This is a genomic window from Bacillus sp. DC4300-2b2 (assembly GCF_049895685.1).
Classification (GTDB): domain Bacteria; phylum Bacillota; class Bacilli; order Bacillales; family Bacillaceae; genus Bacillus; species Bacillus safensis.
Map to the genome: position 1 here is coordinate 646,985 of NZ_JAFCSW010000002.1, position 25,151 is coordinate 672,135.

31 protein-coding genes, 1 tRNA gene, 1 pseudogene and 1 riboswitch are annotated in these 25,151 nt (G+C 36.9%); of the genes and pseudogenes, 12 read left to right on the forward strand and 21 right to left on the reverse strand.

Translation table 11 applies throughout. The annotated features are described in order from the left end of the window. Window positions 1-14 precede the first annotated feature (14 nt). Entirely contained in the window at window positions 15-578 is a 564-nt protein-coding gene (locus ACP69X_RS08230) for a GNAT family N-acetyltransferase (protein WP_041085107.1), read from the forward strand. 4 nt (window positions 579-582) lie between these two features. On the opposite strand, the gene ACP69X_RS08235 is transcribed toward ACP69X_RS08230, so the two are convergent. Together ACP69X_RS08235 and ACP69X_RS08240 are read right to left on the reverse strand one after the other, a co-directional pair. Next, a complete protein-coding gene (locus ACP69X_RS08235) occupies window positions 583-1,107 on the reverse strand; it encodes a DinB family protein (protein WP_073980053.1) in 525 nt (174 codons plus the stop codon). Window positions 1,108-1,308: 201 nt separating this feature from the next. Beyond that, window positions 1,309-2,205, reverse strand: coding sequence for a macrolide 2'-phosphotransferase (locus ACP69X_RS08240; RefSeq protein ID WP_305960378.1), 897 nt, complete (start codon window positions 2,203-2,205; stop codon window positions 1,309-1,311). A gap of 594 nt (window positions 2,206-2,799) precedes the next feature. Here ACP69X_RS08240 and ACP69X_RS08245 point away from each other — a divergent pair. Continuing rightward, window positions 2,800-3,048, forward strand: coding sequence for a DUF2651 family protein (locus tag ACP69X_RS08245; RefSeq protein WP_073980051.1), 249 nt, complete (start codon window positions 2,800-2,802; stop codon window positions 3,046-3,048). A gap of 42 nt (window positions 3,049-3,090) precedes the next feature. On the opposite strand, the gene ACP69X_RS08250 is transcribed toward ACP69X_RS08245, so the two are convergent. From ACP69X_RS08250 to ACP69X_RS08285, 8 genes are all read right to left on the reverse strand, one after another. Further along, window positions 3,091-3,921: an SMI1/KNR4 family protein gene (locus ACP69X_RS08250; RefSeq protein WP_073980050.1), complete on the reverse strand. Its 831-nt coding sequence runs from the start codon at window positions 3,919-3,921 to the stop codon at window positions 3,091-3,093. 346 nt (window positions 3,922-4,267) lie between these two features. Next, the gene (locus tag ACP69X_RS08255; RefSeq protein WP_041085223.1) at window positions 4,268-4,567 is read right to left on the reverse strand and encodes a contact-dependent growth inhibition system immunity protein; all 300 of its coding nucleotides are present in this window, start codon (window positions 4,565-4,567) and stop codon (window positions 4,268-4,270) included. A 44-nt stretch (window positions 4,568-4,611) separates the two neighbouring features. After that, on the reverse strand, window positions 4,612-5,067 hold the full coding sequence (locus tag ACP69X_RS08260) for a hypothetical protein (RefSeq protein ID WP_080772247.1): 456 nt from the start codon (window positions 5,065-5,067) through the stop codon (window positions 4,612-4,614). 14 nt (window positions 5,068-5,081) lie between these two features. After that, window positions 5,082-6,638, reverse strand: coding sequence for a T7SS effector LXG polymorphic toxin (locus ACP69X_RS08265; RefSeq protein WP_426052581.1), 1,557 nt, complete (start codon window positions 6,636-6,638; stop codon window positions 5,082-5,084). Between the two features lie 493 nt (window positions 6,639-7,131). Then, on the reverse strand, window positions 7,132-7,302 hold the full coding sequence (locus ACP69X_RS08270) for a RapH phosphatase inhibitor (protein ID WP_101677288.1): 171 nt from the start codon (window positions 7,300-7,302) through the stop codon (window positions 7,132-7,134). Then, window positions 7,292-8,404 (reverse strand): Rap family tetratricopeptide repeat protein, encoded by a 1,113-nt coding sequence (locus ACP69X_RS08275; RefSeq protein WP_269104399.1) that lies wholly within the window; start codon window positions 8,402-8,404, stop codon window positions 7,292-7,294. Before ACP69X_RS08275 ends, ACP69X_RS08270 begins: the two co-directional genes overlap by 11 nt. A 182-nt stretch (window positions 8,405-8,586) precedes the next feature. Next, window positions 8,587-9,246 carry a type A chloramphenicol O-acetyltransferase gene (catA, locus tag ACP69X_RS08280; protein ID WP_073979173.1) on the reverse strand — a complete coding sequence of 220 codons (660 nt, stop codon included), beginning with the start codon at window positions 9,244-9,246 and terminating at the stop codon, window positions 8,587-8,589. A 112-nt stretch (window positions 9,247-9,358) separates the two neighbouring features. Beyond that, window positions 9,359-10,189 carry a sialate O-acetylesterase gene (locus ACP69X_RS08285; protein ID WP_423359519.1) on the reverse strand — a complete coding sequence of 277 codons (831 nt, stop codon included), beginning with the start codon at window positions 10,187-10,189 and terminating at the stop codon, window positions 9,359-9,361. 166 nt (window positions 10,190-10,355) lie between these two features. Here ACP69X_RS08285 and ACP69X_RS08290 point away from each other — a divergent pair, with 166 nt between their 5' ends. The 3 genes from ACP69X_RS08290 to ACP69X_RS08300 all read left to right on the forward strand — a co-directional run bounded on the left by ACP69X_RS08290 (window position 10,356) and on the right by ACP69X_RS08300 (window position 11,970). Further along, on the forward strand, window positions 10,356-10,775 hold the full coding sequence (locus tag ACP69X_RS08290) for a hypothetical protein (RefSeq protein ID WP_041089899.1): 420 nt from the start codon (window positions 10,356-10,358) through the stop codon (window positions 10,773-10,775). Between the two features lie 527 nt (window positions 10,776-11,302). Next, on the forward strand, window positions 11,303-11,731 hold the full coding sequence (locus ACP69X_RS08295; RefSeq protein WP_426052582.1) for a hypothetical protein: 429 nt from the start codon (window positions 11,303-11,305) through the stop codon (window positions 11,729-11,731). Between the two features lie 50 nt (window positions 11,732-11,781). Next, on the forward strand, window positions 11,782-11,970 hold the full coding sequence (locus tag ACP69X_RS08300; protein WP_059377832.1) for a hypothetical protein: 189 nt from the start codon (window positions 11,782-11,784) through the stop codon (window positions 11,968-11,970). A gap of 229 nt (window positions 11,971-12,199) precedes the next feature. Here the strand turns inward: ACP69X_RS08300 and hag are convergent, their stop codons facing one another. Further along, window positions 12,200-13,171 carry a flagellin Hag gene (hag, locus tag ACP69X_RS08305; RefSeq protein ID WP_426052583.1) on the reverse strand — a complete coding sequence of 324 codons (972 nt, stop codon included), beginning with the start codon at window positions 13,169-13,171 and terminating at the stop codon, window positions 12,200-12,202. 446 nt (window positions 13,172-13,617) lie between these two features. Between hag and ACP69X_RS08310 the strand changes: the two genes are divergently transcribed. Together ACP69X_RS08310 and ACP69X_RS08315 are read left to right on the forward strand one after the other, a co-directional pair. Next, entirely contained in the window at window positions 13,618-14,064 is a 447-nt protein-coding gene (locus ACP69X_RS08310; RefSeq protein ID WP_039177872.1) for a MarR family winged helix-turn-helix transcriptional regulator, read from the forward strand. Window positions 14,065-14,096: 32 nt separating this feature from the next. Continuing rightward, window positions 14,097-15,041, forward strand: coding sequence for an acetyl-CoA carboxylase carboxyltransferase subunit alpha (locus ACP69X_RS08315; protein ID WP_426052584.1), 945 nt, complete (start codon window positions 14,097-14,099; stop codon window positions 15,039-15,041). 258 nt (window positions 15,042-15,299) lie between these two features. Here the strand turns inward: ACP69X_RS08315 and ACP69X_RS08320 are convergent, their stop codons facing one another. After that, on the reverse strand, window positions 15,300-15,719 hold the full coding sequence (locus ACP69X_RS08320; protein WP_041089896.1) for a MarR family winged helix-turn-helix transcriptional regulator: 420 nt from the start codon (window positions 15,717-15,719) through the stop codon (window positions 15,300-15,302). Between the two features lie 112 nt (window positions 15,720-15,831). Between ACP69X_RS08320 and ACP69X_RS08325 the strand changes: the two genes are divergently transcribed. Further along, a complete protein-coding gene (locus ACP69X_RS08325; protein WP_338527629.1) occupies window positions 15,832-16,818 on the forward strand; it encodes a YhdH/YhfP family quinone oxidoreductase in 987 nt (328 codons plus the stop codon). A gap of 476 nt (window positions 16,819-17,294) precedes the next feature. On the opposite strand, the gene ACP69X_RS08330 is transcribed toward ACP69X_RS08325, so the two are convergent. From ACP69X_RS08330 to ACP69X_RS08340, 3 genes are all read right to left on the reverse strand, one after another. Further along, window positions 17,295-17,519, reverse strand: a complete 225-nt coding sequence (locus ACP69X_RS08330; protein ID WP_088003149.1) for a hypothetical protein — start codon at window positions 17,517-17,519, stop codon at window positions 17,295-17,297. An 18-nt stretch (window positions 17,520-17,537) separates the two neighbouring features. After that, window positions 17,538-18,077, reverse strand: a complete 540-nt coding sequence (locus ACP69X_RS08335; protein ID WP_426052585.1) for a superinfection exclusion B family protein — start codon at window positions 18,075-18,077, stop codon at window positions 17,538-17,540. Between the two features lie 78 nt (window positions 18,078-18,155). Next, complete coding sequence (locus tag ACP69X_RS08340) at window positions 18,156-18,698, reverse strand: hypothetical protein (protein ID WP_426052586.1); 543 nt, start codon at window positions 18,696-18,698, stop codon at window positions 18,156-18,158. Window positions 18,699-19,184: 486 nt separating this feature from the next. On the opposite strand from ACP69X_RS08340, the gene ACP69X_RS08345 reads away from it, so the two are divergent. Next, on the forward strand, window positions 19,185-19,337 hold the full coding sequence (locus ACP69X_RS08345; RefSeq protein ID WP_212043400.1) for a hypothetical protein: 153 nt from the start codon (window positions 19,185-19,187) through the stop codon (window positions 19,335-19,337). 63 nt (window positions 19,338-19,400) lie between these two features. Here ACP69X_RS08345 and ACP69X_RS08350 read toward each other — a convergent pair whose 3' ends face one another. Then, entirely contained in the window at window positions 19,401-19,733 is a 333-nt protein-coding gene (locus ACP69X_RS08350) for a hypothetical protein (protein WP_212043398.1), read from the reverse strand. Window positions 19,734-19,748: 15 nt separating this feature from the next. Beyond that, complete coding sequence (locus ACP69X_RS08355) at window positions 19,749-20,255, reverse strand: hypothetical protein (RefSeq protein ID WP_212043396.1); 507 nt, start codon at window positions 20,253-20,255, stop codon at window positions 19,749-19,751. Between the two features lie 170 nt (window positions 20,256-20,425). Here ACP69X_RS08355 and ACP69X_RS08360 point away from each other — a divergent pair, with 170 nt between their 5' ends. Then, the gene (locus ACP69X_RS08360; protein WP_426052587.1) at window positions 20,426-20,596 is read left to right on the forward strand and encodes a hypothetical protein; all 171 of its coding nucleotides are present in this window, start codon (window positions 20,426-20,428) and stop codon (window positions 20,594-20,596) included. 44 nt (window positions 20,597-20,640) lie between these two features. Here the strand turns inward: ACP69X_RS08360 and ACP69X_RS08365 are convergent. From ACP69X_RS08365 to ACP69X_RS08380, 4 genes and pseudogenes are all read right to left on the reverse strand, one after another. Beyond that, a pseudogene (locus tag ACP69X_RS08365) lies at window positions 20,641-20,823 on the reverse strand (peptidoglycan-binding domain-containing protein); the annotation flags it as partial. 97 nt (window positions 20,824-20,920) lie between these two features. Next, window positions 20,921-20,993, reverse strand: a tRNA-Val gene (locus ACP69X_RS08370). 132 nt (window positions 20,994-21,125) lie between these two features. Further along, window positions 21,126-22,301 (reverse strand): cystathionine beta-lyase, encoded by a 1,176-nt coding sequence (gene metC / locus ACP69X_RS08375; protein ID WP_426052588.1) that lies wholly within the window; start codon window positions 22,299-22,301, stop codon window positions 21,126-21,128. Next, a complete protein-coding gene (locus tag ACP69X_RS08380; RefSeq protein ID WP_269103914.1) occupies window positions 22,298-23,416 on the reverse strand; it encodes a methionine biosynthesis PLP-dependent protein in 1,119 nt (372 codons plus the stop codon). The genes metC and ACP69X_RS08380 overlap by 4 nt, the downstream gene beginning before the upstream one ends. Window positions 23,417-23,494: 78 nt before the next feature. Beyond that, window positions 23,495-23,616, reverse strand: a riboswitch (SAM riboswitch). 221 nt (window positions 23,617-23,837) lie between these two features. On the opposite strand from ACP69X_RS08380, the gene ACP69X_RS08385 reads away from it, so the two are divergent. Beyond that, window positions 23,838-24,578 (forward strand): alpha/beta hydrolase, encoded by a 741-nt coding sequence (locus ACP69X_RS08385; protein WP_426052589.1) that lies wholly within the window; start codon window positions 23,838-23,840, stop codon window positions 24,576-24,578. A gap of 52 nt (window positions 24,579-24,630) precedes the next feature. Next, window positions 24,631-25,146, forward strand: a complete 516-nt coding sequence (locus ACP69X_RS08390) for a YjcG family protein (RefSeq protein WP_338527633.1) — start codon at window positions 24,631-24,633, stop codon at window positions 25,144-25,146. The last annotated feature ends 5 nt before the right edge of the window (window positions 25,147-25,151 follow it).

The window sequence follows — 25,151 nt, forward strand, 5'->3', positions numbered from 1 at the left end:
AGTGAGGTTAACACATGAAGAATGCAAACAGCATATTCACAAGAACAAACCGGGTTGTTATTCGCCAATTTGACAGGCAGGATATTGAAGCATTTTATCAATACCGAGCAAATTCCTCTATTGCAAAATTTCAATCCTGGGAAAACTACACGTACGAAAATGCTGAATCATTTGTTCAACATCAAATGACACAAAAACCTAATCAACCGGGGACGTGGTTTCAATACGCTATTGCCTTATCTGAATCCAATCAGCTGATAGGAGATTGCGCCATTCATACACTTGACAGTGAGCCGAGAATTGTTGAAATAGGTTTTACACTCGCGCCTGAATACCAAGGAATGGGCTATATTCACGAAGCTCTAAGTGCAATTTTCGAATATATTTTTATGACACTAAACAAACATAAAATCATTGCCTTTACAGATGTGCGCAACGAAAAATCCATTCGAGTGCTGGAGCGTTTAGAAATGAGACGCGAAGGACATTTGCTACAAAATTATATGTCGAAGGGACATTGGGTTGATGAATATCAATATGCCATTCTTCAATCTGAGTGGGCCGCTAAGCACCACTAAACATTTATTTCCTATTCAAAATCCCTAAATAAGCGCTCCATGGGCCCACATCGGTTCGATATCGTTCCGCCATGATCCGAACAATCTGGGACATATGTGTGAAATCATGGACAACCCACGCAGAAAGCAATTCGCTCACTTTCACGACCCCAAACTCCGGATGGACGCCCTTTTTCTCTAAATCAAGGCCTGAATGTGTCATACGCTGAATGTATGCCACATTCTCCATCCGCACATGATGAAACTCAGATAATGCTTGTTCTATCTGTCTTTCAGATTGGTTCAAATGAGAATATCGGTCAAACGCAGGAAATGGTGTATTCTCTCCATCAGCAAGAATCACATTTAATCGAGGAATCCAGTTGAATTTCTCTGCTTCAATCAAATGTTCAATGACTTCAACTGGATTCCACGTCCCCTCCCCTTCACGGCTGTGAAGCCAATCCTTCGATAAACCCGACAAAAGACTTTCTAACGTGTGAGGAGTTCGACTCAACATATCCAAAGCTTCATTTAAATTGAAATTCATGTGGTTGCTCCTTTATCCATTTTCTTTATTCTAATGGATTTTGGATAGATTGTAACTCATACCTCAAGACAGATAAAGGTGCTTATGCCTTTTATTTTCTTTGACTATGGATCATTTGATCGATCAACTCAAACATTTTTTTCATGAATTAGATTAAAAAAAGCCCTTTTCAGAGGCTTTTTTTGGATTCGTTCTGATTGATTAGCTCTCGTTTGCCAACATGTACGCTGCAGCTTCATGCATATCTTTCAATCCTGATCTCTGTGCGTACTCGGCCACAGTGATCGCACTTGTAGTCAGAAGTTCTATTATATGTTCATCCATTCCGTGCCAAGTTCTCCCGCCTGCTTTTTCATACGCATGGATAAGTTTTGTTAACCCTTCTGTCCCAAAGAGAAGTTGATGCGACAAAAAGTCTGCAGATACATCACCAACCCCCACTTCAGACCAATCAATCACCCCCGTCACACAATGATTTTCATCAATCAGAATGTGGCCAGGATGCAAATCTCCATGCTTCACTCCCACGAAAGGCGGCCATAAAGAATCTTTAGCTAGCCATTCTTGCCAGCGCTCCCATAAACCGCTGTTAATGGTGTATTGCGATTTGACAAGTTCCATTCGCTGTTTCATTGATCCTCTTAATTCATGAGCACTGAGCATCTCCACACCGATCGTTTTAAAAGGCTGTTGATCTAAAGAATGTACATTCGCTAAAACTCTTCCTAAGGATTCATAATAAACTTGCGGTACATTCGTTGAGTCAAAACTCCACACATACGATTGCTTCTCCACATCAATACTAGCCGCCGGTACCCCCTCTAATTGTTTATAAGCAATCAGACTTTCTGTAAAGATTGACCACTGAGGGATCTGAAATTGAACCTTCTTACTAATATGATCTAATGTCTTTTTTTCTTGTAAGGTATGTTTCATTGATTCAGGTCTGCGAGGCACTCTTAATATCCATTTAACACCATTTGAATCTTCAACATGTGCGACACGGAAATCAACACCTGATTCATTTATTTTGATGGTATTCTCTGAAATTTCTAATCCGTGATGATTGGCTAACTGCTTTAATTCTAGTCTATTCATATCCATTCCTCCAATTGCTCATTTAGTCATGATCAATAGGCATCAACAAAATCATCACAAAAATCCACAAAAGGCTACTTTATGTGTTCAGAGTAAACAAAGCTAGACTTATGCCCTTCTTTGTATTATAAAAACATACAAAAAAGACAGAACAATTATCTGCCTGTCTTCTAGTGAAATTGCATACTTTCCCGCTGAAGATCATTAAAAATGTGCAGACTACCCCGTTTACTCCGTTTGATGAAAACAGAGCCTTTGAACATATGAAATTACTGATTGTTCAAAGTTTGCTGGCGTAATCTTCCTGCATGCATCATCTTTAACCATCCTCCTCTTTGTCATATAAAGTTACTATACTTTATTTAAATATGACTTTCAATAAGACTACAAAAAGAAGGATTTTAAATCATCTAAATTCCCAATGGATTACATATAATATAATAAATGTATTCACTTGTGTTTAGATATGGTTATTGATTCTTTTGTCTAATAAATTTATTAAACTCAAAAACCCGATGTACTATGAATTTTGAGTGTATGAGAGGCAATTAGAACAAATCAAATGTAGCTAAGTTATTTAAAGGGAGAATTGGTATGACTCATTTAGAATTCGCATTCGGCTTGCTTCCAGTAAGTATGATCATCGCTTCTTTTATCGTCACATTGTTTGTACAAAAGGTTTATTTTATGCCAGTTGTGAGCTTTATCATTTTGCTCATCCTGACATTTACACTTTTTAATGTCTCTTTCTTAGGGTGGTCAGTTGTTTACACTTTAGGCTCATTCATTGCTTCATATGTAGCATTATTCATCATGAAAACTTTAAATAAAAAGAGGTCTTAAACCACGTTTTAAAAGCCCTTTTGAGGGGCTTTTATTCTTTCACTATCGTTTTTTCACTGGATGAATGTCTTCTCCCAAAAAAGCGGTATTAGACTCACCACTATTTTCTAGAAACTCCGCTATTTCTTTCAGCTCTTGATTGATACGGTCATTCCTCGGCATATCTGGATTTAACAAAAGAATGGAGTGAACCGTCGTGGCCGCCTCATACAAAACATTCTGATCTTTTATATGTTTGATGCTTTGTTTCATGCGATCGAAAAACCATTCAATCTCTTCAATGTCTTCCATTGGATAATGTGCCATTTTAAAGAGGTTCTGCTGACGAAGGTCTTGTCTCTCAAATATTTGTTCAAGCTCTTCTTTACTGACATACAAATCCGAAGATACCTCATCAATCTCTACAACCTCGATCATCGCATCTTCAGCTGTATATAACTGCTCAATAAAATCATCGAAAGTATCCGCCAGTTTAAAATCGACTCCCATCTCTAAATCAAAATAGTGAATAGGAGGATGTTCCTTCGTTTGTCGATAATCCATTGCGATCCATGTATCTTCTTCTCCGCTGATGATCACAAGCCCCTCCGGCAGCTCCAATTCATCACTTAACTGAGGGCTAGTCATAATTCCATTACCTTTGGCGATTCCTCTTAGATGGTCAAATTGAACATGATCATCTGCCCATGAATTCGGCTTTTCGGTTGGAAAAGCATTACGCACTGTAAAACCACCGTTCCAATCTAAAATGAGCTTTTTGTATGTAGCAGGTAAAGTGACACCAAGTGTCCCCTCTGCTTCACGAATTTGTTCCTCATCTATCTTTTCTAAAGTGAAAGGACTCTCTTCTTCTTTCTCCCAAAATGGTTTCAAAGTGGGGACCTCCTATTTTCTAATTGAGATCAGTATATCATTGACCAACTACTCATTTACCATTTTAAAACTTCAAATTACAAACCCCTTCAATTCCTTCCTCCAATAAAGAATTTATCAGTAGATATAAAAAAGATCTGGCTGGAGTGCCAGCCAAGTACCAGGCACTTCAAGTGCTCAATGCCAGCATCCGCATGTTATTCCTTCTGGACAAAATATTCACGTTCGTTTTGTTTATCTAAATCATACGATGATCCGCATAGAAAAAAGATCCCCTTTTTCTCGATTTGATGACCAATTGACCCAAAAAACCTTGAAAGGCATTAGCCAATCAAGGTTCATTTTGTTACTTCATTTTCACTGCTTCTTTCATTTCCTCTATTATTTTATTAAACCACTGTAAAGGGTTTAATGAGATCGCCGGAAAGTAGATTTCTGCATTATTTTCAATAAAGCTTTCTTTTTCCTGTATTGTTAAAGTACTATTCAAAAATTCCTGACAATCCTTTATAGTAGACAGCAGACATTCTTTGCTAGCTTCATGAATAAACTCATCTATCGCTTCTTCTGGTGAATTGATATCCTGATGAAATGTGCCACCTAAAAAATCTTCTAACTCTTCTAAATAACTGTAACTCTCATTCATTTTATCATCCTTCATACTATCCCACATCTAATATCAACTTTAATTTAAATTTGGCATTCTCCAATATGAAGTTCAAAATGTTTTTCTTCTGAATATATTTGAGCGATTTTACCTGTTACTTTATCCGCTACAATTACGTTGTGATTCTCTGAAAATAGCCAAATCTCTTCAATTGCCTTATCAAAATCGAGTGCTTTTACATTAGCCCAAACAGGAAAAGGGTCATTCACTACCAAAATAAACCATTCTTTTTTCTCTTTCAGAAAATCTAAAGAATTTTTTAACCAAGCCATAACAGATTCACTGTCTGTAATTGTTAAAATGTCGGAAGGCGTGGAGTTTATTTGACGAAATTGCTTTAGTACTGCTTCACATAATTTCAGCCATTGAGAAGAATCATCTTCATAATCAATTACTTCAAGATACGCTAATTGATTTATTTTCTTCTTAGCATTCATTAAAGCTATTTTCTTCTGTATTTTTTCATTTTGATATACCATATTTTCATGCCCCGCTATTCATTGTAATAGATATGATGATCACCATTTGGTCCATAAATATTTGAATATCTTTCTTTTTTAAAATCATAATTAAATGGATTGGCACCCTCTTTTGGTTTCCCTGCATGAGTGTGTAATTTTCCGTCATTAGTATGTTGTACTATAACTCTTTTTCCTTTTGGGGTATCAAATTCATAGTATCGCCCATGATGAGTATGGTTAGAACTGTACTCATAATTACTATGTTCTTGCCCCTTCTTAAAAACATTATCTCCTACTTGCCATTGACGAGTAGGCTGTTGCGATCTAGGTATCCCACCTAAATCTTTTGCATGCCGCAATGCCCTTTTTCGATTAAATCCTTCTGGACTTTGAGGGTTTACCCCCATCTTCCCATGAAACCCTTTCGTACCAAACGGCAAAAGCATCCCCAACGCCACATTCATACTCGCTTCCTGCTGTTCTTTTGAGATCTTGTTTCCAAACATATCGCGGCCTGTGATTGCCTCGCTGAAGCCGTTGGTGGCGGTGAGGCCATATAAGCCTTTTTGAGATGTTTTCAGGGCGTCAAAGGATTTTTGTGATGTCTTGTAGATGTCGACTGCTCTGACTGCAGCTGATGTGGCTTGGGTGGTTTTATAGACAGCTTTTCCGCCTTTGAAAATGCGGCCTGCCCAGCCGACGATTGGGATGTAGCCTGCTGCTGCCATGCCGCCTGCGGCGACTCGCTGTCCTGCGGTGAGTTCCTCGCCTGTGATTGGATCAATGCCTGTTGCGGCACGTTTTGCATCGTTCACACCTGTCAGTTCATTGACGATATTTCCACCGTAATCGAGCGCTTTTTCATACCAAGGACGGTTGGCGAGCGCTTCTTGTTCCTTCGCAATCTTTCGGGCTTCTTCTTGTTCTTTTTTGATTTTCAGATATTCAGAAGTTTGCTTTTCAATATCACTTTTTGCCTTGTAGATTTCGCTATTTTGATACGCTTTCTTGTCAAAATTCATAGGCGAAATCGCTTTTCCGTCATTTGTCGCATTCATCATTTCAGCGTACAATGTCATTGTAGCTTGCTGCTCCGTCTCTGACAAAGCATATTCATCTTTTAAATTTTGATCAAGCTCTCTTAGATCTTTGACTGTCTTTTTTCGTTCATCTTCCGCATCTTCTATTTTTTCGTCAAAGTTTTGGCTATCAAATACCTCTAGTGAAATGAGATCATCAATGTCTTGAAAAATCGTTTTGAGTGCCTTTTTTTGATCCTTTACAATGCTTTTGGCATTTTTAATGCCCATATGTACTGCGTTGTCTAAAAAGTGTTCTTCTACAAAGGTATCGCCACCAAAGCTCGTATCATCAAGTGTCCCAGAAACACCTTCATGAAAGGCTTTTTGCTTATCGATTAAGCTGATAAACATGTCTACATTTCCGGCGAGCTCTTTATAAAAGCTTTTAATGTTATCGGCACCTTTCCCAGTAAAATCATCACCGAGGTTGGCCACACCTTGTAATGCCTTTTTTAAATCTACCATTTGTTCGCGGAGTTCCTGATAGTGTTTTGCCCTTGTGTCCATGGCACTGGTTAGTGCTTTAGCATCAAGTATCTTTCCCAGCAGAATTCACTCCTTCCTATTCATTGACAAGGTCAATTTTACCAACACAGGGTTTGTCATGAAATAGGATTAAAGACACAAAAACAAGACCTAGAGCACTTTCTAGTGTTTATGGTTACTTGTTTTTTAATAAGTGATATCTAGCTCTTCCTAAAAACACTCAAAACAATTTTAGTAGATAAAAGTTTGTCGCCAATAAAAAGAAACAGAACATTCGTTGACAGAAAAACAAAAAAAACCTGCTACGTAAGAGTTTCAAAGATGATTCCAACCAGCTCTACCCTATCAAGGTGAATGACCTCATCCGAAGCAAACGGACGTTTTCTGAAAAAGACTGATTTAATAAGGTTCTATAATGTGCAAGTGAATTTCTGATAAAAAACTGAAAGGGTTCGTCCCCAATCTGTCCCCATTTAAAAAAAACAGACCCTCAAGGTCTGTTTAGTTTTGCCTATTAGTTTTCAAATGTTGAATTTGGATCGATCATCGTCGTGTTTCGATCGGTTTTTTGAGGAAATACAGTGGTATTTCGATCAGTTGATTCTTGTGAGTAATTAAAAGAACCTAGGCAAGCAGCACCTACCAATAAAGTGGCGCTAATCAATATCTTCATTTTAATATTCATATAAACACTCCCCTTTTTGGATTTCGGTTTGAGCTTCTATGGCAGTTCTATAATAATCTGCTACCCTCTCCGAATCATTCCTTTTTTCATAAAGATCTGCAAGGCTTAAAGCAAACTCTTCAATATAAGGATACAACTTCTTTTCCTCTAACCCTTTAAACATTTTTCGTATATTTTCAATACCTTCATCTACATAAATTGTCTTTAATGAATTGAGCAATGTTTTATAAAACAGATTGTTTTCTGCTGTTGCACTTTTTATTCCTTTAGCGATATATTCAAGTGCTTCTTTTGTTTTATCACTTTTAAACAAAGTCCAACTTAAACTAAAAAATAATCTTGGTTTAATATCTTCATTGTTTTCAGTCATCTTATCCAACCCTTTTTTATAGAAGGAAGCAGCTTTAATATAATCCTGTTGCCTGTCATACGTATTTCCAAGATTCAAATAAGTTTTAGCGATTAATCTTTGATCATTTATTTCTTCAGCTAGATCTAGTGCTTTATGTAAGTGGGGGAGCGACTTCTCATATCGTTTAAAATCATCATAATTTCCTGCGATCACAAATAGACTTTGAATTTTTCTCACCTTATAAAGATCATAACGATCATAAATCTCTAGGGCTTTTATAATATGATGCATAGAAACATGGGTTTGTTTCATGATGTAATATGCTTCAGCAACTTTAAAATGGAATTCTGCTTGTTCAATTTCATCTACAACAAGCGCCAGCTGCCTCTCAGCAATCTTATAATATTGAATGGCTTGTACATACTCTTTCTTACTGAATTCATGCATACCTCTAAAAAAGGCATTATAGTATTGCAACATTCCAGACAGTTGATGGTTAGAATTCTCTATTTTATCGACTAGCGCGGAAATTGATTGATCGAATGCAGGTTTTATATAATCAAGCATAAGTTGATGTCGAAAACACATTAATTGATAATAGATAAGAAGATCCTGATCTTCTTCCATCCTATCTATTTCCCATTCAACTTCCGCTTTCAAAATTTCTGCATCTGGAACGCTGAATTGCCGAATCATTTTATACCATTCATTTATTTTCACACCAACATGTGAAGAAAGAACTTTCTCCATCCCTTATTCCCCTTCCACTAATTTCCCTTATATTACATTTATTATCACATGTATGAGTTTACAAATCACCGAAAAGAAACCGCAAAAAGAACAGTTGAGTAACATAACGTGATTTTACACATTTCTTCTCACGACAGAAAAAGCAGACTCTGCAAAAGTCTGCCTTTTTCACCTTTTGAAAATTAAGTATACAATGACTCGTTTAACCACTCTTCACAATGTTCTATCAGCCACCTCAAATATTCCACATATTGACCGGCATGAAAGCCGTCACAAACAGCATGATGTACTTGAATGGCGACTGGCAAGATGATTTTTCCTTCTTCCACCTTAAATTTTCCTAACGTAAATATCGGCAGCAAATAAGTTTCATCTGTAGATACATTAAGGTTAAAAGAAGTAAAATCAATCCAAGGCAGGCTTGAAATATTGAACATATTTTCTGGCATATGAGGTTTCGGAAATAGTTTGTTACTTTCGCTATAAGCTTCAATATCAGCTACACAGCTTCTATAAAATCGAGCAAAATTTTCGTCATAAGGCGTCCAAATACTTGAAAATGTCTTTGTTTCTTTATTTAGAATCGTATAACTAGGGTGGAGAAGATCCCAGTGACCAAGTTCATCGTTCACTATATCCATCCGAAACTCCGGTATTTTTTGCACAGCTCTTGCTAACAAATAAATTTGCACAGGATATACTTTTAGCTTTTTTTCTTTTAATATTGAATGCAATTTCGTGATATCTAAATCGATAACTAGGCTATATGAGCATCGGGTTACCTTCGTATAATGATGGAAGTGTTCTTTTCTCGGATAATTTTCATCTATTTTTTTAAACATTTTTTATCTCCTCCTGAATGTGATTTACTGTATTCAGGAGGAGACTTTATCTGTTTTCACCACCACGATCATCCTTTCAAGAGATATATTATATTTCAGTCTATCACTTAGCCTACGATAAAACCTTCAACAACTCTTCGTAAGTCATCTTGCCCAACGTGAATTTTTCTAGTGCTATATATGTTTTCTCCGCTGAGGTATTCATTCTATTATGACATTCATTCACTAACTCATATTCATTTGGTAATGGTTCATGTATATGTTCTTTTTTTCGAAATGCTTCATAATATCTTATACCAAATATTCTCTGAGACATCGCATTGATGTGAATTCCGTCTGGGTTAGGTGCAAGGCCTTTGGCAGTAACATAATAACAATTTTCATGATGATGTGCATATTTTTTTAGTTCTTCATTCATCAGTTGATATTCCACAAACCCTGCGCCAAATGCTGTTTTTCCCAAGAAATCGCCCAAGCCTCCTATTACAAGCGGAATGTTAGGTACAGATAATTCAGTTCTTAGTTCATGAAATAATCTTATTATTTTTTCATAGTATTCTTTGTATTTCCCATCTTGGCTGTCGCTTTCTCCTTGATGCCATAATATCCCGACCAATTCGCTATTTTCCTTTGCAAATTTAGCTTCACTTATAGCATGACGAAATAATGCTCCATCCTGTGACCACTCATCAATGGAACTTCCACCCTCTGCACAAGGAATAAGGCCAATCTTCTCTCCTTCATGATCCTTACACCAAGCCTCCGCAAAGGAAGCCGCTAGTCCTACGCCAGCTACCGGCCTATCAAAATGAATGGGCTCAGTCATCATTTGCCATCTACCATTTCGCAGCATCATAATTCTTTCATTATAAATCGGAGGCACTTCATGTTTAAAGCCGCGCCCCGCCATATTTGATTGTCCAAGTAGTAAAAATGACTTCATATCTTTCTACCCTCGCTAAATATTTTATCAAATATATATTCACCTGGATGTTATCATTTTACCCTTCCTTTATTTTTTCATATTTGTCTACTTTTGTCGAAAGGATAGTAAACAGGAATTACTTAGTGTAAGATCCTTATGCATCTATCAATCAGGAGGATCTACTATGAAGAAATATTTTGTATTATTTTTTACAGGTTTATTATTGTTAACAGCTTGTAGCAGTGCAGCATCTACTAAAAAACAGCTCACCACAGACAACATCATTGAAGCTTTCAAAAGTGCTGGGCTTGAAGCAGAAAAACCAACTGACCTTAAACAAAAAGAGTTTGGAAATATAAGAGAAGAAGGAAAAAGAATTCTCATTCCTTCTTTAGGCGAAAATGCTGGTGGAAGGATTTTTAAATTTGGAAATGAAGCTGACCTTAACCAGGCCAAATCTTATTATGATGAATTAGGAAATGCTGGATCTATGTTCTTCTCTCACACATATTCAAAAGGGAACTTCCTGCTTCAAATGAACGGAGAAATGAAGGATTCTGAATTTGAAAAATATAAGAAAGTGATGGATGAGGAAATAAAATAGTTTTATATTTTTTACTTTTTGCTTCTTTAATCTTTAACAGAGAAGAGTTCTTTACGATGGTCTCTAATTAAGCTGGATCGAACCGTCACCTCTACCCAGTCAAGGTAGAGGTATAGAATTCTGTCATTACCAGTGACACCCTCTAATTCACTTCTACCGTTACTACAGAAGCTTTTTATCCTCCGGTATTCCTTCGTTTTTTAAGAACTAAAAATGTTACCTCTTTATTCTTAATCTTTGTTGATTCTTTGTTAATCATGTTTTTCATCAATATGCATACATATTGTACCGTTCAAACCTTATAACAAATAACCTATTTACTTCTTTTATTTACAAATGATAACATTCATTAGAGTAGGAGGAATATTTCTAACAGCTAAAACAAAATATTGTATTACTAAATAAGCCTTACATTCCTTGAAAGCCTAATGTCTAAAATATATTCAAAAGTAGGAGTTTATTATGGAAAAACTAAGTTCTCCTAAAGGTTAATCTTATCAACGGTTGCAGGAATTTCTGTTTTTATATTGTCACTTTTTGCAGAAGCAAATGCTACTAAAGCTCTCGAAAAAGAACAGTCCTTTTCTTATTCATCTGTTGAACAATCAAAAGAGCCTACAATAGATGAGATTGCACAGTATTGGAAACTCAATGAAGAAGAAACAGTAAAGTTCAAAAAAGTAATAAAAGAAGCTCAGTCAAAAACATACGGAGAAGCTACTTTACACGGTAAATTCACTTCGGCTATAAAAGCAATAAAAGGAGCTTATGACCAATTACCAACTAAACTGAAAGTAATGATAGGCGGTGTAACAGGGTTAGAAACCATTCTAATCACTCTCGAACACTATACAGGCGCTCTTGAACATGGTATTTACTTAGGCGCTCTTAAAGTGACTGGAAGTGAAAATGCAGCATGGTGGGTTGCTAAAACCATCATGTTGTTCGTTTTTTAAAATGAACTAAAACACACCTAAATGGAAAACAACAAGGAGGTGCTCGGCTAGTGACACAGGAAAATAAGGCATCCAAAGGTTTGTTAATTACTTTACCCGCCGCTATTATCGCTATTGTGTTGATTTTAGGAAAAATTGATACACCTGTAACAAATATTTTATTTTATGTAGTAGCTTTTGGTGTAATGGGTTTAACTGTTTCAAGCTTAATAAAAGACTACAAAAAAAAGAAAGATTGATTACTTGTCAGGGAGCTGCTTTATGTAGCTCCCTGTTTGTTAAAAACAAGATAATAACCAACACTGAGAAATACAAAAGCCACTCTCGAATATTTGGTCAGTTGGATAGTAATATTCTTTGTCGTATTTATTGGCGTTGAAGCATCTTTTAGAACGATCAATAAAATGAGGCATCGAACCGAATAAAGACAAACAAAAAAAGCCCCTTTATAAAGGGGCTTTTGATTTATTAACGTAATAATTGAAGTACGTTTTGTGGCTGTTGATTCGCTTGTGCAAGCATTGCTTGAGACGCTTGAGAAAGAATGTTGTTCTTAGTGAACTCACTCATTTCTTTTGCCATGTCAACGTCACGGATACGAGACTCAGCAGCCGTTAAGTTTTCAGAAGATGCACCAAGGTTGTTGATTGTGTGCTCTAGACGATTTTGAACTGCACCAAGTTTAGAACGTTGTGCAGAAACTTGTTTAATAGCCCCATCAACGATTGCTAACTGATCATCAAATCCACCATCGTCATCAGCTGCAATTGTTTCAAATTTAGATACATCGATATCTTTAACAGACTTACCTGTCTCAACTGCACCATCTGCGTCTGTAACGCCTAAAGCAGCAGCGCTCATATCTTGAATGTTGACTTTAATTTGTTGTGTAGCATTTGCACCAATTTGGAATACTAAAGCATCACCAGGAGTTGCTGGGACTGCAGGTGTACCTGTACTTGGATCATCTGGATCTGTCGGCGGAGTTGCTGGTGTGCCAGGTGTACCTACTCCATTAAACGTACCATTTAATAATTTTTTTCCGTTAAACTCAGTACGATTAGAAATACCATCGACCTCTTCAACAAGCGCTGTGATCTCATCTTTAATTGCAGTTAAGTCTTCTCCTTGTTGTGTGCCAGTATTTCCAGCTTGTACGACTAGTTCACGTACACGTTGTAGGATTGCATGAGTTTCAGTTAATGCACCTTCAGCTGTTTGGATAAGAGAGATACCGTCTTGGGCGTTTTTAGAAGCCATTTCTAATCCGCGGATTTGTCCACGCATTTTTTCAGAGATTGCAAGACCTGCTGCGTCATCTCCTGCACGGTTGATTTTAAGACCAGAAGAAAGTTTCTCCATGTTCTTTTGGCTCGCACCATTGTTTGCAGATAAACGGTTTAATGTGTTAAGTGCTGCGATATTGTGGTTAATTCTCATTTCCTATTACCTCCGTGTAATTTTTTTAGAGAGCTTATCTGTAAGTCCATTTGGATGAGAAGCTCTTCCTTAGAATTTTCGATTTCTAAGGCATGTGTATAGTAGTAACGCAGAGCACCTTGTGGCTCTCTAACTTTACTACCGTATGTAACATCAGTTATGGCAATAATCACGAAACCTCCTTCTATTCATGCAAAATGATTAGTCTTGTCACTTTTACGAGACTAGGTACCCGCCATAACAATGAGTATTATGTTACCTACTATAGACTGAACTTCCATATATTTTAGTTTGTGGAAATTGTTATTTTCACAAATTAGACACATTTAACAAGCAGAAATATCTCGTCCATGTTGTCACATTGGCTTATGTTAAGCTTGTGAAAAAACCATATTGATGTATAATACAATTGATGTATGATGCAATAATTGTAGGAGGGTGACCTTTTGAAAAGAGAAGATGCCTTAAAACTAAGAACAGATATTAAGAAAATGATTATATTAACTGGGGTTTTTGAATCTCAAAATTTGCCGAATGGACCATTTGAAAAACCTCTACCAACTTCTCAAATGATGGCGTTAGAGGAACTAGAGATGGAAAAATTAACTGTTTGGCAACTATCCAATAAACTTAGATTAGAGACTTCAACTGTAAGTAGGTTGGTAGATAAGTTAGTAAAAATGGGGCTTGTTTATCGTGAAGTAAATGAAAAAAATAGAAGAGAACTTTTTCTGCACCTCACAGAAAAGGGTCACATTACTGTTAATCGCTTAAGAGAACAATCCCTTACATTTTATCAACGTATCCTCAATAATTTATCAGAATCAGAACAAAAAATAGTTGTGGATGGTTTTGAATTATTTATTGATTCTATTTCTAAGTCTTTTGATTAGAGTGAGGTAAATCATAACCTTTGGAGGATAAAATGAGTTTGGATTTTGAACGTCCTATTATTGAACTAAAAGAGAAATTTGATGAATTAAAGAAAATGATGAAAGAAAATAATGTAGATTTATCGTCAGAAATTCATTTATTAGAAAAACGTTTAAATAAAATGCAAGATGAAATTTATTCTAATCTTACAGCTTTTCAACGAGTTCAAATTGCAAGGCTACGTAACCGGCCCACGACATTGGATTATATACCTTTATTGTTTACAAACTTTTTCGAACTTCATGGTGATCGATTATATGGTGATGATAAAGCAATGATAGGTGGTATTGCAAAATTTAAAGGAATGCCCGTTACGGTTATTGGTCATCAAAGAGGTAGAAGTACAAAGGAAAATATAGAAAGAAATTTTGGAATGGCTCATCCAGAAGGATATAGAAAAGCGCTAAGACTGATGAAACAAGCTGATAAATTTAATCGCCCTATTATTACATTTATTGATACAATAGGCGCCTATCCAGGGAAAGGGTCTGAAGAACGTGGAATTTCTGAAGCAATAGCTCGAAATCTATTTGAAATGGCTACGCTTAAAGTGCCAATTGTTTGTATTGTAATTGGAGAGGCATCAAGTGGTGGAGCTCTTGGCATTAGTGTCGGTAACCATATCCATATGTTAGAGTATTCATGGTACTCGGTAATTTCGCCAGAAGGAGCAGCATCTATCCTATGGAAGGACGCTAAGTATGCTCCAGAAGCTGCTGAACATATGAAAATTTCAGCAAAAGATTTAAAACAGTTAGGAATGATTGATGAAATCATCCCTGAAATGAAAGGTGGAGCACAAAATGATATAAAATCACAGGCACAAATGATTAAATCTGTGATCGAATCATCTCTAAAAAAATTGATACCATTATCCTCGGAAGAGCTTTTACAACAGCGATATGAAAAGTATAGACAAATAGAGAATTATAAATGAAAATATTTAAAGACCGTATTACATTTAGGAGGATTCTTACAAAAAAATTCTAAATATTTTGTAAGTAACCTCTTTAACTGGATATGCTGATACTATTAAAAGATGTGTGATCAGTATGAAAAAGGATTCCTTCCATCAATACTTTTTCTGATGGTCCTCAAATAATTCCTCATAAAAAAACAGACCCTACATGGTCTGTTTTCATTTTGCCTATATGTTTTGAGATTCCTCCATCTCTCAGTTTTTTATAAAAGTACATCATTGAAAATTATTTATAATGGTACTTAATGCTTTCTTTAGTACAACCTTATCATCATTTGACAAGTTTTGTAGCGCTGTCTTGTTCAGCTCAATTGTTGCTGCTTCAACTTGATCTCTAATGTCTAAAGATTTTTGAGTAGCCTCTACTAAAATATTTCTTCGATTGTTTGGATCTATTGTGCGTTCAATTAAGTCAGCTTTTTGCATTTTATCTAATATTCCAGAAACGGTTGAGGCTTCTAAATATACAAGTTCTCCAATTTGTTTAGGAGATAACTGACCCTCTCTCCATAGACAGTTCAACACACCATATTGAGCGGGTGTCAAATCACTTTCCTCTAAAAGTTTACTAAAGTACTTGAACACTTTATTTTGACTAACACTTAGTAAAAAATTTATGCACTCTGATAATTCCATTTTATCTCCCCCACATTGACTTCACCTATAATATCATGGTAGTTTTTTAATTGAAATACTTTTGGAGCAGAAATATTTTGTTGTAATATATTTTTAGAGAGGAAGATACACAATGGATTCATTTAAAGCGATTCTAGTTACAGAAAAAAATGATCAAGTTAGTTATGATCTTCAAAATGTAAGTGTTAATGATTTATCTGAAGGAGAAGTATTAATTAAAGTAGCATATTCTTCAATCAATTATAAAGATATGCTGGCTGTTCAAAAAAATGGAGGTGTTATTCGTAACTATCCAATGATTCCTGGAATTGATCTAAGTGGGACTATCGTTCATACAACAGATCATCGTTTCGTAGAGGGTCAACAAGTGATTGTCACAGGTTTCGCTATGGGCATGAGCCACACTGGAGGTTTTTCTGAATATGCTAGAGTACCTGCGGATTGGATTGTTCCTTTGCCAAATAACTTGACTTTAAAAGAAGCAATGATTTTTGGAACAGCAGGCTTTACCGCAGCTCTTTCTATCATGGCTTTACAGGAAAATGGTATGAGTACGAAAAATCAACCTAATATACTCGTTACAGGGTCAACTGGTGGAGTTGGTAGCATTGCTATACAATTATTATCTAAAATTGGGTACAACAATATTTTTGCTTTAGTGCGTAAAGATAATCAAGTTGATATAGCAAAATCTTTAGGAGCAGCTGATATCATTTTTGCAAACGAATTAGGAGAACTAAAAAAACCATTGAACAAGCAAAAATTTGACTTCGTCTTAGATACCGTAGGAGGAGATGTGGCTTCTGTGATCATTCCTCAAATTTCTTATGGTGGAAGCATGAGCATGTGCGGGAATGCAGGCGGAATTAAATTAACAACAACTGTGTTACCTTTTATTCTAAGAGGGATCAACCTTCTAGGGATCGATTCTGTAAATGTACCAATCAATAAACGCAAAGTAATTTGGAACGAGATAGCAAACGAATGGAATATCTCCCAAACGACTCTAGTCAATGAGATTACGCTCGATACGTTACCTGAAAAAATTGAAGCCATTAAAAATGGCCAACATTTAGGAAGAACCATTATTAAATATTAAGATAAACGAACTTTATTCTTTTAAATTACACCAGACAAATATTGAATGTATTGATGCAGATACCCCATCCTAAACAGGTGGGGTACATCTATTCAAAAAAGAGCAGGACATGCTAGTGCTAAAAAAACCTCAGATATTTATCATCATGTCACAAACAAATTAGAATTTAACACTGCAGAACACTTTAATCGTTTTAACCTAAAAAAACAACCTGCAAAAAACCCTTGCTAGGCAAGGGTTTAAACGATGATTCCGACTGGGCTCGAACCAGCGACCTCTACCCTGTCAAGGTAGATATATAGAATCCTATGATTATCACCGATATCCTCTATTCACTTATAAACCTTGATACATAAGCTTTCTTTACCCTTTTGTACCCTCTTGTGTTCTTTCGTATTTTTTAAAAACCAAAAATTTTGTTACCTTTTTTGTTACCTTTTTATGCGCCTGTTTTAAACCTATGCCTGCCTATAAATTTAAGCTTTATCACCATTAATATATTTCACTAACATAGCTGCTGCGTACATAAAAAAAGCAGCGATTAAACCATTCACCATACTCCCAAACACGACAATCAGAATCTGTCCTGCGTAATCTGTCCATGTCTTATCTGGAAATACAGCAATGTTCCATATACTCACCAGCATATAGAATCCAGTCACAATAATAAACGTCCAAACAACTAATTTTGATTTGAGCATTTACTGACAACCCCTTTTCTAGAAAGCACGCTCTATTGGATCAGATAGAAGGTTTTGATGCTTTGTTAAATAATCCCTTGCTACAGGATTTAAGTTATAAGGAAAAACCAGTCCACCACTGCTAATATTTGCACTTCTAAAAAGAATTCTCAAAAGTTCAAGCTCAGCAACAGTACCATCATTAATTTCTAGTTGAATCGATCTTTCATTATATAATACAAAGGTTCTCAATATTCGTTTTTCATAGTCATTTAAATTATTAAGTCTATTAATCATTTCTTTGTTGCGTACTTTGTTTTCTATTTTAAATTTCAAAATGGAGTATAACCAATAAATAAAATGAGATATTAAGAAGCAACTCGACGCTAAAAAAACAATACCTAAATAAACTTTATATTCATCAATTGATTCTTTCAAACCTAGACTTATACCTAGCTGACTATTACCTAATAACAAACTCACTCCAGAAAAAAGCATAAATGCAATAAGATATTTAGGACTCATCTTAATTATGTCGTTAACCCATGATGCACTTTTTGTTTCTTTTTCGGTGTTCATATAATCATCCTCTGCTCACGAAAGTCAATATAATCATTACCATTTTATCATTTTTTCTTTATGTAGCTGGGTAATACTCTATATTCTTACCCCATTGGAAGGATCTATGATATCGATCATTGAATTTGCTCGCGCTTGTATCTCTTCATCATTCTTATAAGACTTTATCCATATTTCAACTCCAGCAATTACCTCTAAGCAGAACATATCAATTTGCAATTGTAATGTTTTATCCAATTGATGCATATGAACAATGTGACCATTAACCTTATCAGGCGCCAAAAAAACAAATTTGTTTAAAACTTCTTGTACCCGTTGACTTGAAATCTCTATAGTTCCTGAATGCAAGAATGAACACCTTAGAGCATACATATCATTTCCATTTAAAAACTCATGTTCCCTCTCTAAAGCACCTATTTTATGAACATATTTAGGCTTAAGAAAATCATTAAAGAAACCAATATACCTTTTTGTTGATCCTAAGCTAGGATTTTGCAGCTTACCGCATATATCAGGTAAGGTTAAAGCTATCGCAAGTGCAGCATACCAATTTTCATCTTGAATAGCTTTCATAACAGCACATGTGAAATTGTTTATTTTTTGCTCTAACACCGTAGTCATTTACAAATCCCCTTTTCTCATAGTAATTCCATAATATCACAATATTTATCTTTCAAATAAGTAAAGATACTAGACTTTTTCTTTCACTGTTAGTCTTGACTTGTCGTTTGCTTTTTGGCTTAATAGGTTGAAAGCAATGGACAACGGCTGGACAAGTTGTCTGCCTGAATTTGCTGTAAAAAAATAAACAAACTCAGACAGGCCACTGACTAACTTGATAGTGTATCAAGCTTATGGTATCCGTATGTGTCACCCTATTTGCCGTTGGTTATTCTCCAAACAAGCCTACAGTGTCAAGTGTCCCTAACAGGTTCAACCAACCCAAAATTGGGTTCGTATACTTGTGGCTTGTCCTGCATCGTCAGAAACGATACACCCATCCTTCGTTCAGCACTTAATTGGGGATTTACTTTACATTACAGAAGATGATTCTAATGACTCTTAAGCAAAAGTTTTTCAAGTACATCAAACAAAGGGGTAATGTACATGAAGATCAATAAAATCCGTTCTGCGCTTTATAAATCAGCCAAGATACTTGGTGATGTGAACGCTGTTCAAAAGGGTACAGTAGGCAAGAGAATAGCTAGGAGAGCCGCAGGAAAGGCAACAGGGAGGCTATTGAGTAAATTGTTCAAATGACCACTTACATTTATGTGTAGGTGGTTTTTGAACGCAAAAAAAGAGCCGCATAAGCAGCTCAGTTTATTTCAATATGTTTTTGGTTTCTGATGCACCAACAATCCTAATATTTTTATACGCTTGGAACAAAGCTTTAATTTCATCATTAGTAGGCTCTATAGTTCTAATTTCTATAATTTTTTCTTTAGCTTCTTTAAGTGTTGGTGATGCTTTTTCCATCTTCAGTCTAGCAATATAGCTACTGAATTCGTCTATCTCATCATTTCTCCATCCTTGTCTAAGATAGACAATATCAGTATTAATTTCATCTGGCGCAAGTTTATCGTATAGTTTGACGACTGCACTTGTTAATAAAGCTTGTTGTGCAATGATGTCATGAATATCATTTCCAGCCATTATTTATCTCTCCTTTTATGCAATCCATTTTAGTGCTTCAACTACCCAAAAAGAAATACTCTCAGATGTTGTTTCAGAAAGTTTTCCAGCTCTTAACGCTCTGTAAATGGCATCTTTAACAGACCTCCAAACGAGCTTATCCCATTTTAAAAGTTCCTTCAATCCTGGTTCAACATATTTATTCCATCTAATCTCTAGAGAACGAGCTGTTCTCTTATTACTGAAAATTTCAACGGTTTTAAATAACTTGTGCTTATTTTTAAGCGCATATCTAACGGCTTCTTTTATTACCTTAGTTTGACCAGCCTTTGTTTGGATATCGCCATCGAGCTCCTTAGTCACTCCTTGAAATTCAGGCATTGCAATTAGAAGCGTCAATTCAAGATCCTTTAAATCTTGCTTGTTCTCACCTGGATAATAATTAACATTAGATACTTCTTCTGCAAAAGTGTTAGATGGGAATACGCTAACTAATAAAGCTAAAACTAATAATCTAATTAACCACCTTGTACAAAACTTCATCACTCATCCTCCTATATAAACACATCACTACAAAGTATACATGGTTATTTTTTACAGTGAATAGGGAAAAGTCATTGTTTTATTCAAAGGTACAAAGTAGTGAGTTTCCATCATTTACATATAGACGTCTCTCTCCTCTCTGAAAATACTTGTTTATACAGGTGATCAACATGAGCAAGCAGCAAGAAAACAGACCAAAGAGAAGAAAAGAAGCAATTGAGAACTATAAGATTACTATACAGGTAACACCAGAAGTGCAAAAATTCTTTAAAGAAGTTATGGCTTCAAAAGAGTTTTATGATTTCGCTTCACACCTAATGTACAAATATAAAAAAGTCTAAATAAACAAGCCAGTCCTCTCGATCAATTCAAGAGGACTATTTATTTACTTCAATAATGATGCAAGTTTTGCTCTAGTTTTATCACCATAGATTCCGTCAGGTACTAAACCATGCATAGACTGGAATCGGGTTACTGCATCAGCTGTTTTCGTTCCATAGTATCTGTTTTTAGCACCTTTATCAGGGTAAAAATAGAGTGCAGCTAATGCTTCTTGAATTTGCTTTACAGCCGTTGCTTTCATCTTTGTTACATTTTTGTTTTTAGAAATACAAAAGCCACTCTCGATTATCTCAAGAATGGCTCTGTATCAACGTCCTTTTATATGATTCCGACTGGGCTCGAACCAGCGACCTCTACCCTGTCAAGGTAGCGCTCTCCCAGCTGAGCTACGGAATCGGGTTATGTATCAGTACTGGGCTTTCTGTTACTGACAGTCTCTATTATATAACCATCATAATAAAGCGTCAATGGTTTTGTTTAAAAAAGGTCAAAAAGCCGGCGGCTGTGCCGGCTTTTTTCTCTCCTTCTTTATGATTGGTTCACAAGAACAGGTTTTAGTTGATCGAGTGCTTGTTTGAAGTCACGTTTGAGGTCTTCTCCGTTTTCAACTCCGACACTTAAACGAAGCAGCCCATCTGTAATCCCTCTTTTTTCTCTTTCTTCTTTTGGCATAGCTGCATGTGACATTTTGGCTGGATATGACAGAATCGATTCGACTGCGCCGAGGCTGACGGCGAATACAGGTAATGTGACGGCATCCACCAATTCTTTGACTGCCGCTTGTTTTTCTAGTTCAAATGAGAGAACAGCCCCTGCTCCGCTTGCCTGCTTTCGCTGAATATCTGCACCCGGGTGATCATCTAAGCCTGGGTAGTATACTTTTTTGACCGCAGGATGTTCTTTAAGAAATGAAGCTAGCTCGAAGGCCGTTTGACTAGCTTTTTCTAATCTAACCTGAAGAGTTTTTAATCCTCTTAACACGAGCCAGCAATCCTGCACACCAAGGACCGCACCGAAGGAGTTTTGCAGTGAATAGAGTTCGTCTCCCAGCTTCTCATCTTTCACCACAGCTAAGCCTGACAGCACATCACTGTGGCCGCTTAAAAATTTCGTTGCACTATGCAGAACAACATCCACACCAAGGTCCAGCGGACGCTGAAGGGCAGGCGTTAAAAACGTATTATCTAAGAAAGTCAAACAGTCATGCTCTTTCGCAATCTGTACGACACCTTCAATATCTGTAATGCCTAGTGTTGGATTTGACGGTGTTTCCATGTAAATGACCTTTGTATTTGATTGAATGCCTCTTTTGACTTCATTCAAATCCGTCATATCCACAAAGGTATGCTCAATTCCAAATCTCGACAGAACTTGAGTGATCATTCGGAAAGTCCCGCCATACACATCTCTTGTGACAAGCACGTGATCTCCCTTAGATAATAGAAGAAAAGCAGTTGAAATGGCTGCCATGCCTGATGCAAAGGCAAGCCCTCTCGTTCCTCCTTCCAGCGCCGCAATCGTATCCTCTAATGCTTGACGTGTCGGAGTCCCCGATCTCGAGTAGTCATATTGGCCAAATTCATCGAAGCTGCTTTGATGAAAGGTGGATGCATGCTGAATCGGTACACTGACTGCACCTGTTGAACGGTCTGTTTTAAACGCATTATGAACGAGTTGTGTTTCGAGTGTCCAATCTGTGGTCATTTGGCGTGTACCTCCTCTTTTACTTGTGATAGTGCCTGTTTCAGGTCTGCTTTCAAGTCATCTACATGCTCGATGCCAACAGAGAAACGGAGCAGCTTGTTACATACACCGTTTGCAATGCGAATTTCTTCTGGGATATCCATGTGCGTTTGCGTTGCAGGATACGTAATGAAGCTTTCGACTCCACCAAGGCTTTCAGCAAAACAAATCGTTTTTAGCTGCTTTAAAAATGGATTGACCCAGTCCTCTTTAGCTACTCGAAATGACAGCATGCCTCCCTTTCCTGGATAAAGGACATCTTGAATTTCTGGCTGCTTTTCTAAAAAATGTGCCAGCTCCTTCGCATTTGCCTCGTGCTGGCGCATTCTAAGAGCCAGTGTTTTCATTCCTCTCATTAAAAGCCATGAGTCAAATGGTGATAGAACCGCTCCAATCGCGTTTTGATGCTGGAACATGTCTTCAGACAGCTGCTCTCCTTTTGTGACCACAAGCCCTGCAAGAACATCGTTATGTCCGCCTAAATATTTGGTTGCGCTATGAATGACAATGTCTGCTCCAAGCGTAATCGGCTTTTGTAAGACTGGTGTGTAAAAGGTATTATCGACAATCACCAAAGCGCCATGCTCTTTTGCAATCTTCGCTATTTTTTGAATATCTGCTTCCTGCATCAATGGATTTGTCGGTGTTTCAATAAAGACCGCTTTTGTGTTTGGCGTAATTTTAGAGCGTAAACAGTCTTCATCTGAAAAATCATCATAAAGAAAACGCAAGCCGTACTTTTTCCATTCGTTTTCAAACAAACGGTATGTACCGCCATATAGGTCTGATGAGACGATGAGTTCATCTCCGCTTTCAAATAGAGCCATGATCGTTTGAATCGCAGCCATTCCCGAACTGAAGGCAAAACCGGCCGTCCCTTCTTCGAGTGAAGCAATTGCATCCTCTACGAGCTGTCTTGTTGGGTTTTTCGTTCGAATGTAATCAAATCCTGTAGATTCCCCTATACCTCTATGTCTGTATGCTGTCGAAAGATAAACGGGAGGACTGACCGTACCAGTCACCTCTTCGCTACGGTTTCCAATCTGCGCTAATTTCGTTTCCACATGTTCTGTCATTTGACACCATCCTAAGTAAAAATCTGATTTCAAAACAGAAAACCCCTTCTTCATAAGAAGAAGGGGTTTAATCGCTTCCTCTTATCTTCCAAGCAAAAAAGCTGCTTGCTGGATTTAGCACCTTGGTACATCACATGAAGTGATGCATACCGGTTGCTGAGGTTTCAAAGGGCCAGTCCCTCCACCTCTCACGATAAGAATGTGTTGTCAGTCTGTTCTAATTCTTAATACTGTAACCCATTAAATCTCATTTTTCAAGGGGAAATGTCATGATTAATTAAAATTTTCTGTATTTTATAACAGAATCGATATTATACGGTTTGATTGCATGTTAGCATATAGGAACAACGCTGTTTTTCGTGTTACAATGAATGGAAACGTTTCACTTTATGATGAATTTGGTTAGCTGGAGGAATGGATTATGGTGAAGAAAACAGGAATCATTCAAGAAGAAACCTTACAGTCAAAAGAACTTGGGGCGGACATGACCATTTTGATCTATTTGCCAGTCAATTACTCCCCCCTTTATACATATCATGTCATCATTGCCCAGGATGGTCATGATTATTTCCGCCTAGGCAAAATAGGCAGACAGGCAGAAGAATTGATGCAGAACAAAGAAATGGAACGCTCGATTATCATTGGTGTCCCTTATGAAAATGTCACGGAAAGACGGAACACGTATCATCCAGACGGCACAAAGTTTGAAGCGTATAAACGCTTTTTAGCCAATGAACTGGTTCCTTATATTGATAAACACTATCCAACCTATCAAATTGGTTCAGGACGTACGTTTATTGGTGATTCACTGGGTGCGACGATTTCCCTCATGACAGCCATTTATTATCCTTCTTTATTTGGCGGGCTGATTTTGCAGTCCCCTTACGTTGACGAGTCGGTTCTAGAAGCCGTCAAACAGTCGACAGCTCTTTCTCATTATGCCATTATCCATCAAATTGGGCTGGAGGAGACCGCTGTAAAAACAACAGATGGCCAGGTGCTTGATTTTGTTCAGCCGAACGAAGATTTAAAGGCCCTTCTTGAACAATCTGGAGCAGATTATTTATTTGAGACATTCGAAGGGGATCATAAATGGACGTTTTGGCAGCCGCTCATTGCGCCTTCGTTAAAAAGAATGCTCCCATATTCGTTAATCAACTGAATTTTGTTATAATAAACAATAATAAATACTTTCTTATTCAGGAGGGAACATGATGAAATACGGAGTTGTTATATTTCCATCGAAAAAATTGCAAGATATTGCGAACTCTTACCGGAAGCGTTATGATCCGAACTATGCACTCATACCGCCTCATTTAACATTAAGAACACCTTTTGAATTAACGGATCTAGAAGCGGCTGAGGTCGTCTCAACGTTAAGAGATTATGCAAAAAATGCTTCTCCTATTACGTTACGTATTAAAAAATTCAGTTCATTCGCTCCTGTAAACAACGTCATTTATATGAAAGTAGAACCGAACGAGGACATCATGGCGCTCAATGAAAGATTGTACACAGAGCCACTTGCTGGTACACCTGAATATGCCTTTGTTCCGCATGTGACAGTGGCTCAAAAACTATCAGATGATGAGCATTCAGACGTACTTGGCACATTAAAGCTGAGAAAGATTGACCATGAAGAAACAGTGGATCGCTTCCACCTTTTATATCAATTAGAGAACGGGTCTTGGACCGTCTATGAAACATTTATTTTAGGAGAAGAGGGTTAAAGACA

Coding starts and splice junctions, on each gene's coding strand:
- ACP69X_RS08230 (WP_041085107.1), top strand. CDS start 15: ATGAAGAATGCAAACAGCATATTCACAAGAACAAACCGGGTTGTTATT.
- ACP69X_RS08235 (WP_073980053.1), bottom strand. CDS start 1,107: ATGAATTTCAATTTAAATGAAGCTTTGGATATGTTGAGTCGAACTCCT.
- ACP69X_RS08240 (WP_305960378.1), bottom strand. CDS start 2,205: ATGAATAGACTAGAATTAAAGCAGTTAGCCAATCATCACGGATTAGAA.
- ACP69X_RS08245 (WP_073980051.1), top strand. CDS start 2,800: ATGACTCATTTAGAATTCGCATTCGGCTTGCTTCCAGTAAGTATGATC.
- ACP69X_RS08255 (WP_041085223.1), bottom strand. CDS start 4,567: ATGAATGAGAGTTACAGTTATTTAGAAGAGTTAGAAGATTTTTTAGGT.
- ACP69X_RS08260 (WP_080772247.1), bottom strand. CDS start 5,067: ATGGTATATCAAAATGAAAAAATACAGAAGAAAATAGCTTTAATGAAT.
- ACP69X_RS08265 (WP_426052581.1), bottom strand. CDS start 6,638: ATGGACACAAGGGCAAAACACTATCAGGAACTCCGCGAACAAATGGTA.
- ACP69X_RS08270 (WP_101677288.1), bottom strand. CDS start 7,302: ATGAATATTAAAATGAAGATATTGATTAGCGCCACTTTATTGGTAGGT.
- ACP69X_RS08275 (WP_269104399.1), bottom strand. CDS start 8,404: ATGGAGAAAGTTCTTTCTTCACATGTTGGTGTGAAAATAAATGAATGG.
- catA (WP_073979173.1), bottom strand. CDS start 9,246: ATGTTTAAAAAAATAGATGAAAATTATCCGAGAAAAGAACACTTCCAT.
- ACP69X_RS08285 (WP_423359519.1), bottom strand. CDS start 10,189: ATGAAGTCATTTTTACTACTTGGACAATCAAATATGGCGGGGCGCGGC.
- ACP69X_RS08290 (WP_041089899.1), top strand. CDS start 10,356: ATGAAGAAATATTTTGTATTATTTTTTACAGGTTTATTATTGTTAACA.
- hag (WP_426052583.1), bottom strand. CDS start 13,171: ATGAGAATTAACCACAATATCGCAGCACTTAACACATTAAACCGTTTA.
- ACP69X_RS08315 (WP_426052584.1), top strand. CDS start 14,097: ATGAGTTTGGATTTTGAACGTCCTATTATTGAACTAAAAGAGAAATTT.
- ACP69X_RS08320 (WP_041089896.1), bottom strand. CDS start 15,719: ATGGAATTATCAGAGTGCATAAATTTTTTACTAAGTGTTAGTCAAAAT.
- ACP69X_RS08325 (WP_338527629.1), top strand. CDS start 15,832: ATGGATTCATTTAAAGCGATTCTAGTTACAGAAAAAAATGATCAAGTT.
- ACP69X_RS08330 (WP_088003149.1), bottom strand. CDS start 17,519: ATGCTCAAATCAAAATTAGTTGTTTGGACGTTTATTATTGTGACTGGA.
- ACP69X_RS08335 (WP_426052585.1), bottom strand. CDS start 18,077: ATGAACACCGAAAAAGAAACAAAAAGTGCATCATGGGTTAACGACATA.
- ACP69X_RS08340 (WP_426052586.1), bottom strand. CDS start 18,698: ATGACTACGGTGTTAGAGCAAAAAATAAACAATTTCACATGTGCTGTT.
- ACP69X_RS08345 (WP_212043400.1), top strand. CDS start 19,185: ATGAAGATCAATAAAATCCGTTCTGCGCTTTATAAATCAGCCAAGATA.
- ACP69X_RS08350 (WP_212043398.1), bottom strand. CDS start 19,733: ATGGCTGGAAATGATATTCATGACATCATTGCACAACAAGCTTTATTA.
- ACP69X_RS08355 (WP_212043396.1), bottom strand. CDS start 20,255: ATGAAGTTTTGTACAAGGTGGTTAATTAGATTATTAGTTTTAGCTTTA.
- ACP69X_RS08360 (WP_426052587.1), top strand. CDS start 20,426: ATGAGCAAGCAGCAAGAAAACAGACCAAAGAGAAGAAAAGAAGCAATT.
- metC (WP_426052588.1), bottom strand. CDS start 22,301: ATGACCACAGATTGGACACTCGAAACACAACTCGTTCATAATGCGTTT.
- ACP69X_RS08380 (WP_269103914.1), bottom strand. CDS start 23,416: ATGACAGAACATGTGGAAACGAAATTAGCGCAGATTGGAAACCGTAGC.
- ACP69X_RS08385 (WP_426052589.1), top strand. CDS start 23,838: ATGGTGAAGAAAACAGGAATCATTCAAGAAGAAACCTTACAGTCAAAA.
- ACP69X_RS08390 (WP_338527633.1), top strand. CDS start 24,631: ATGAAATACGGAGTTGTTATATTTCCATCGAAAAAATTGCAAGATATT.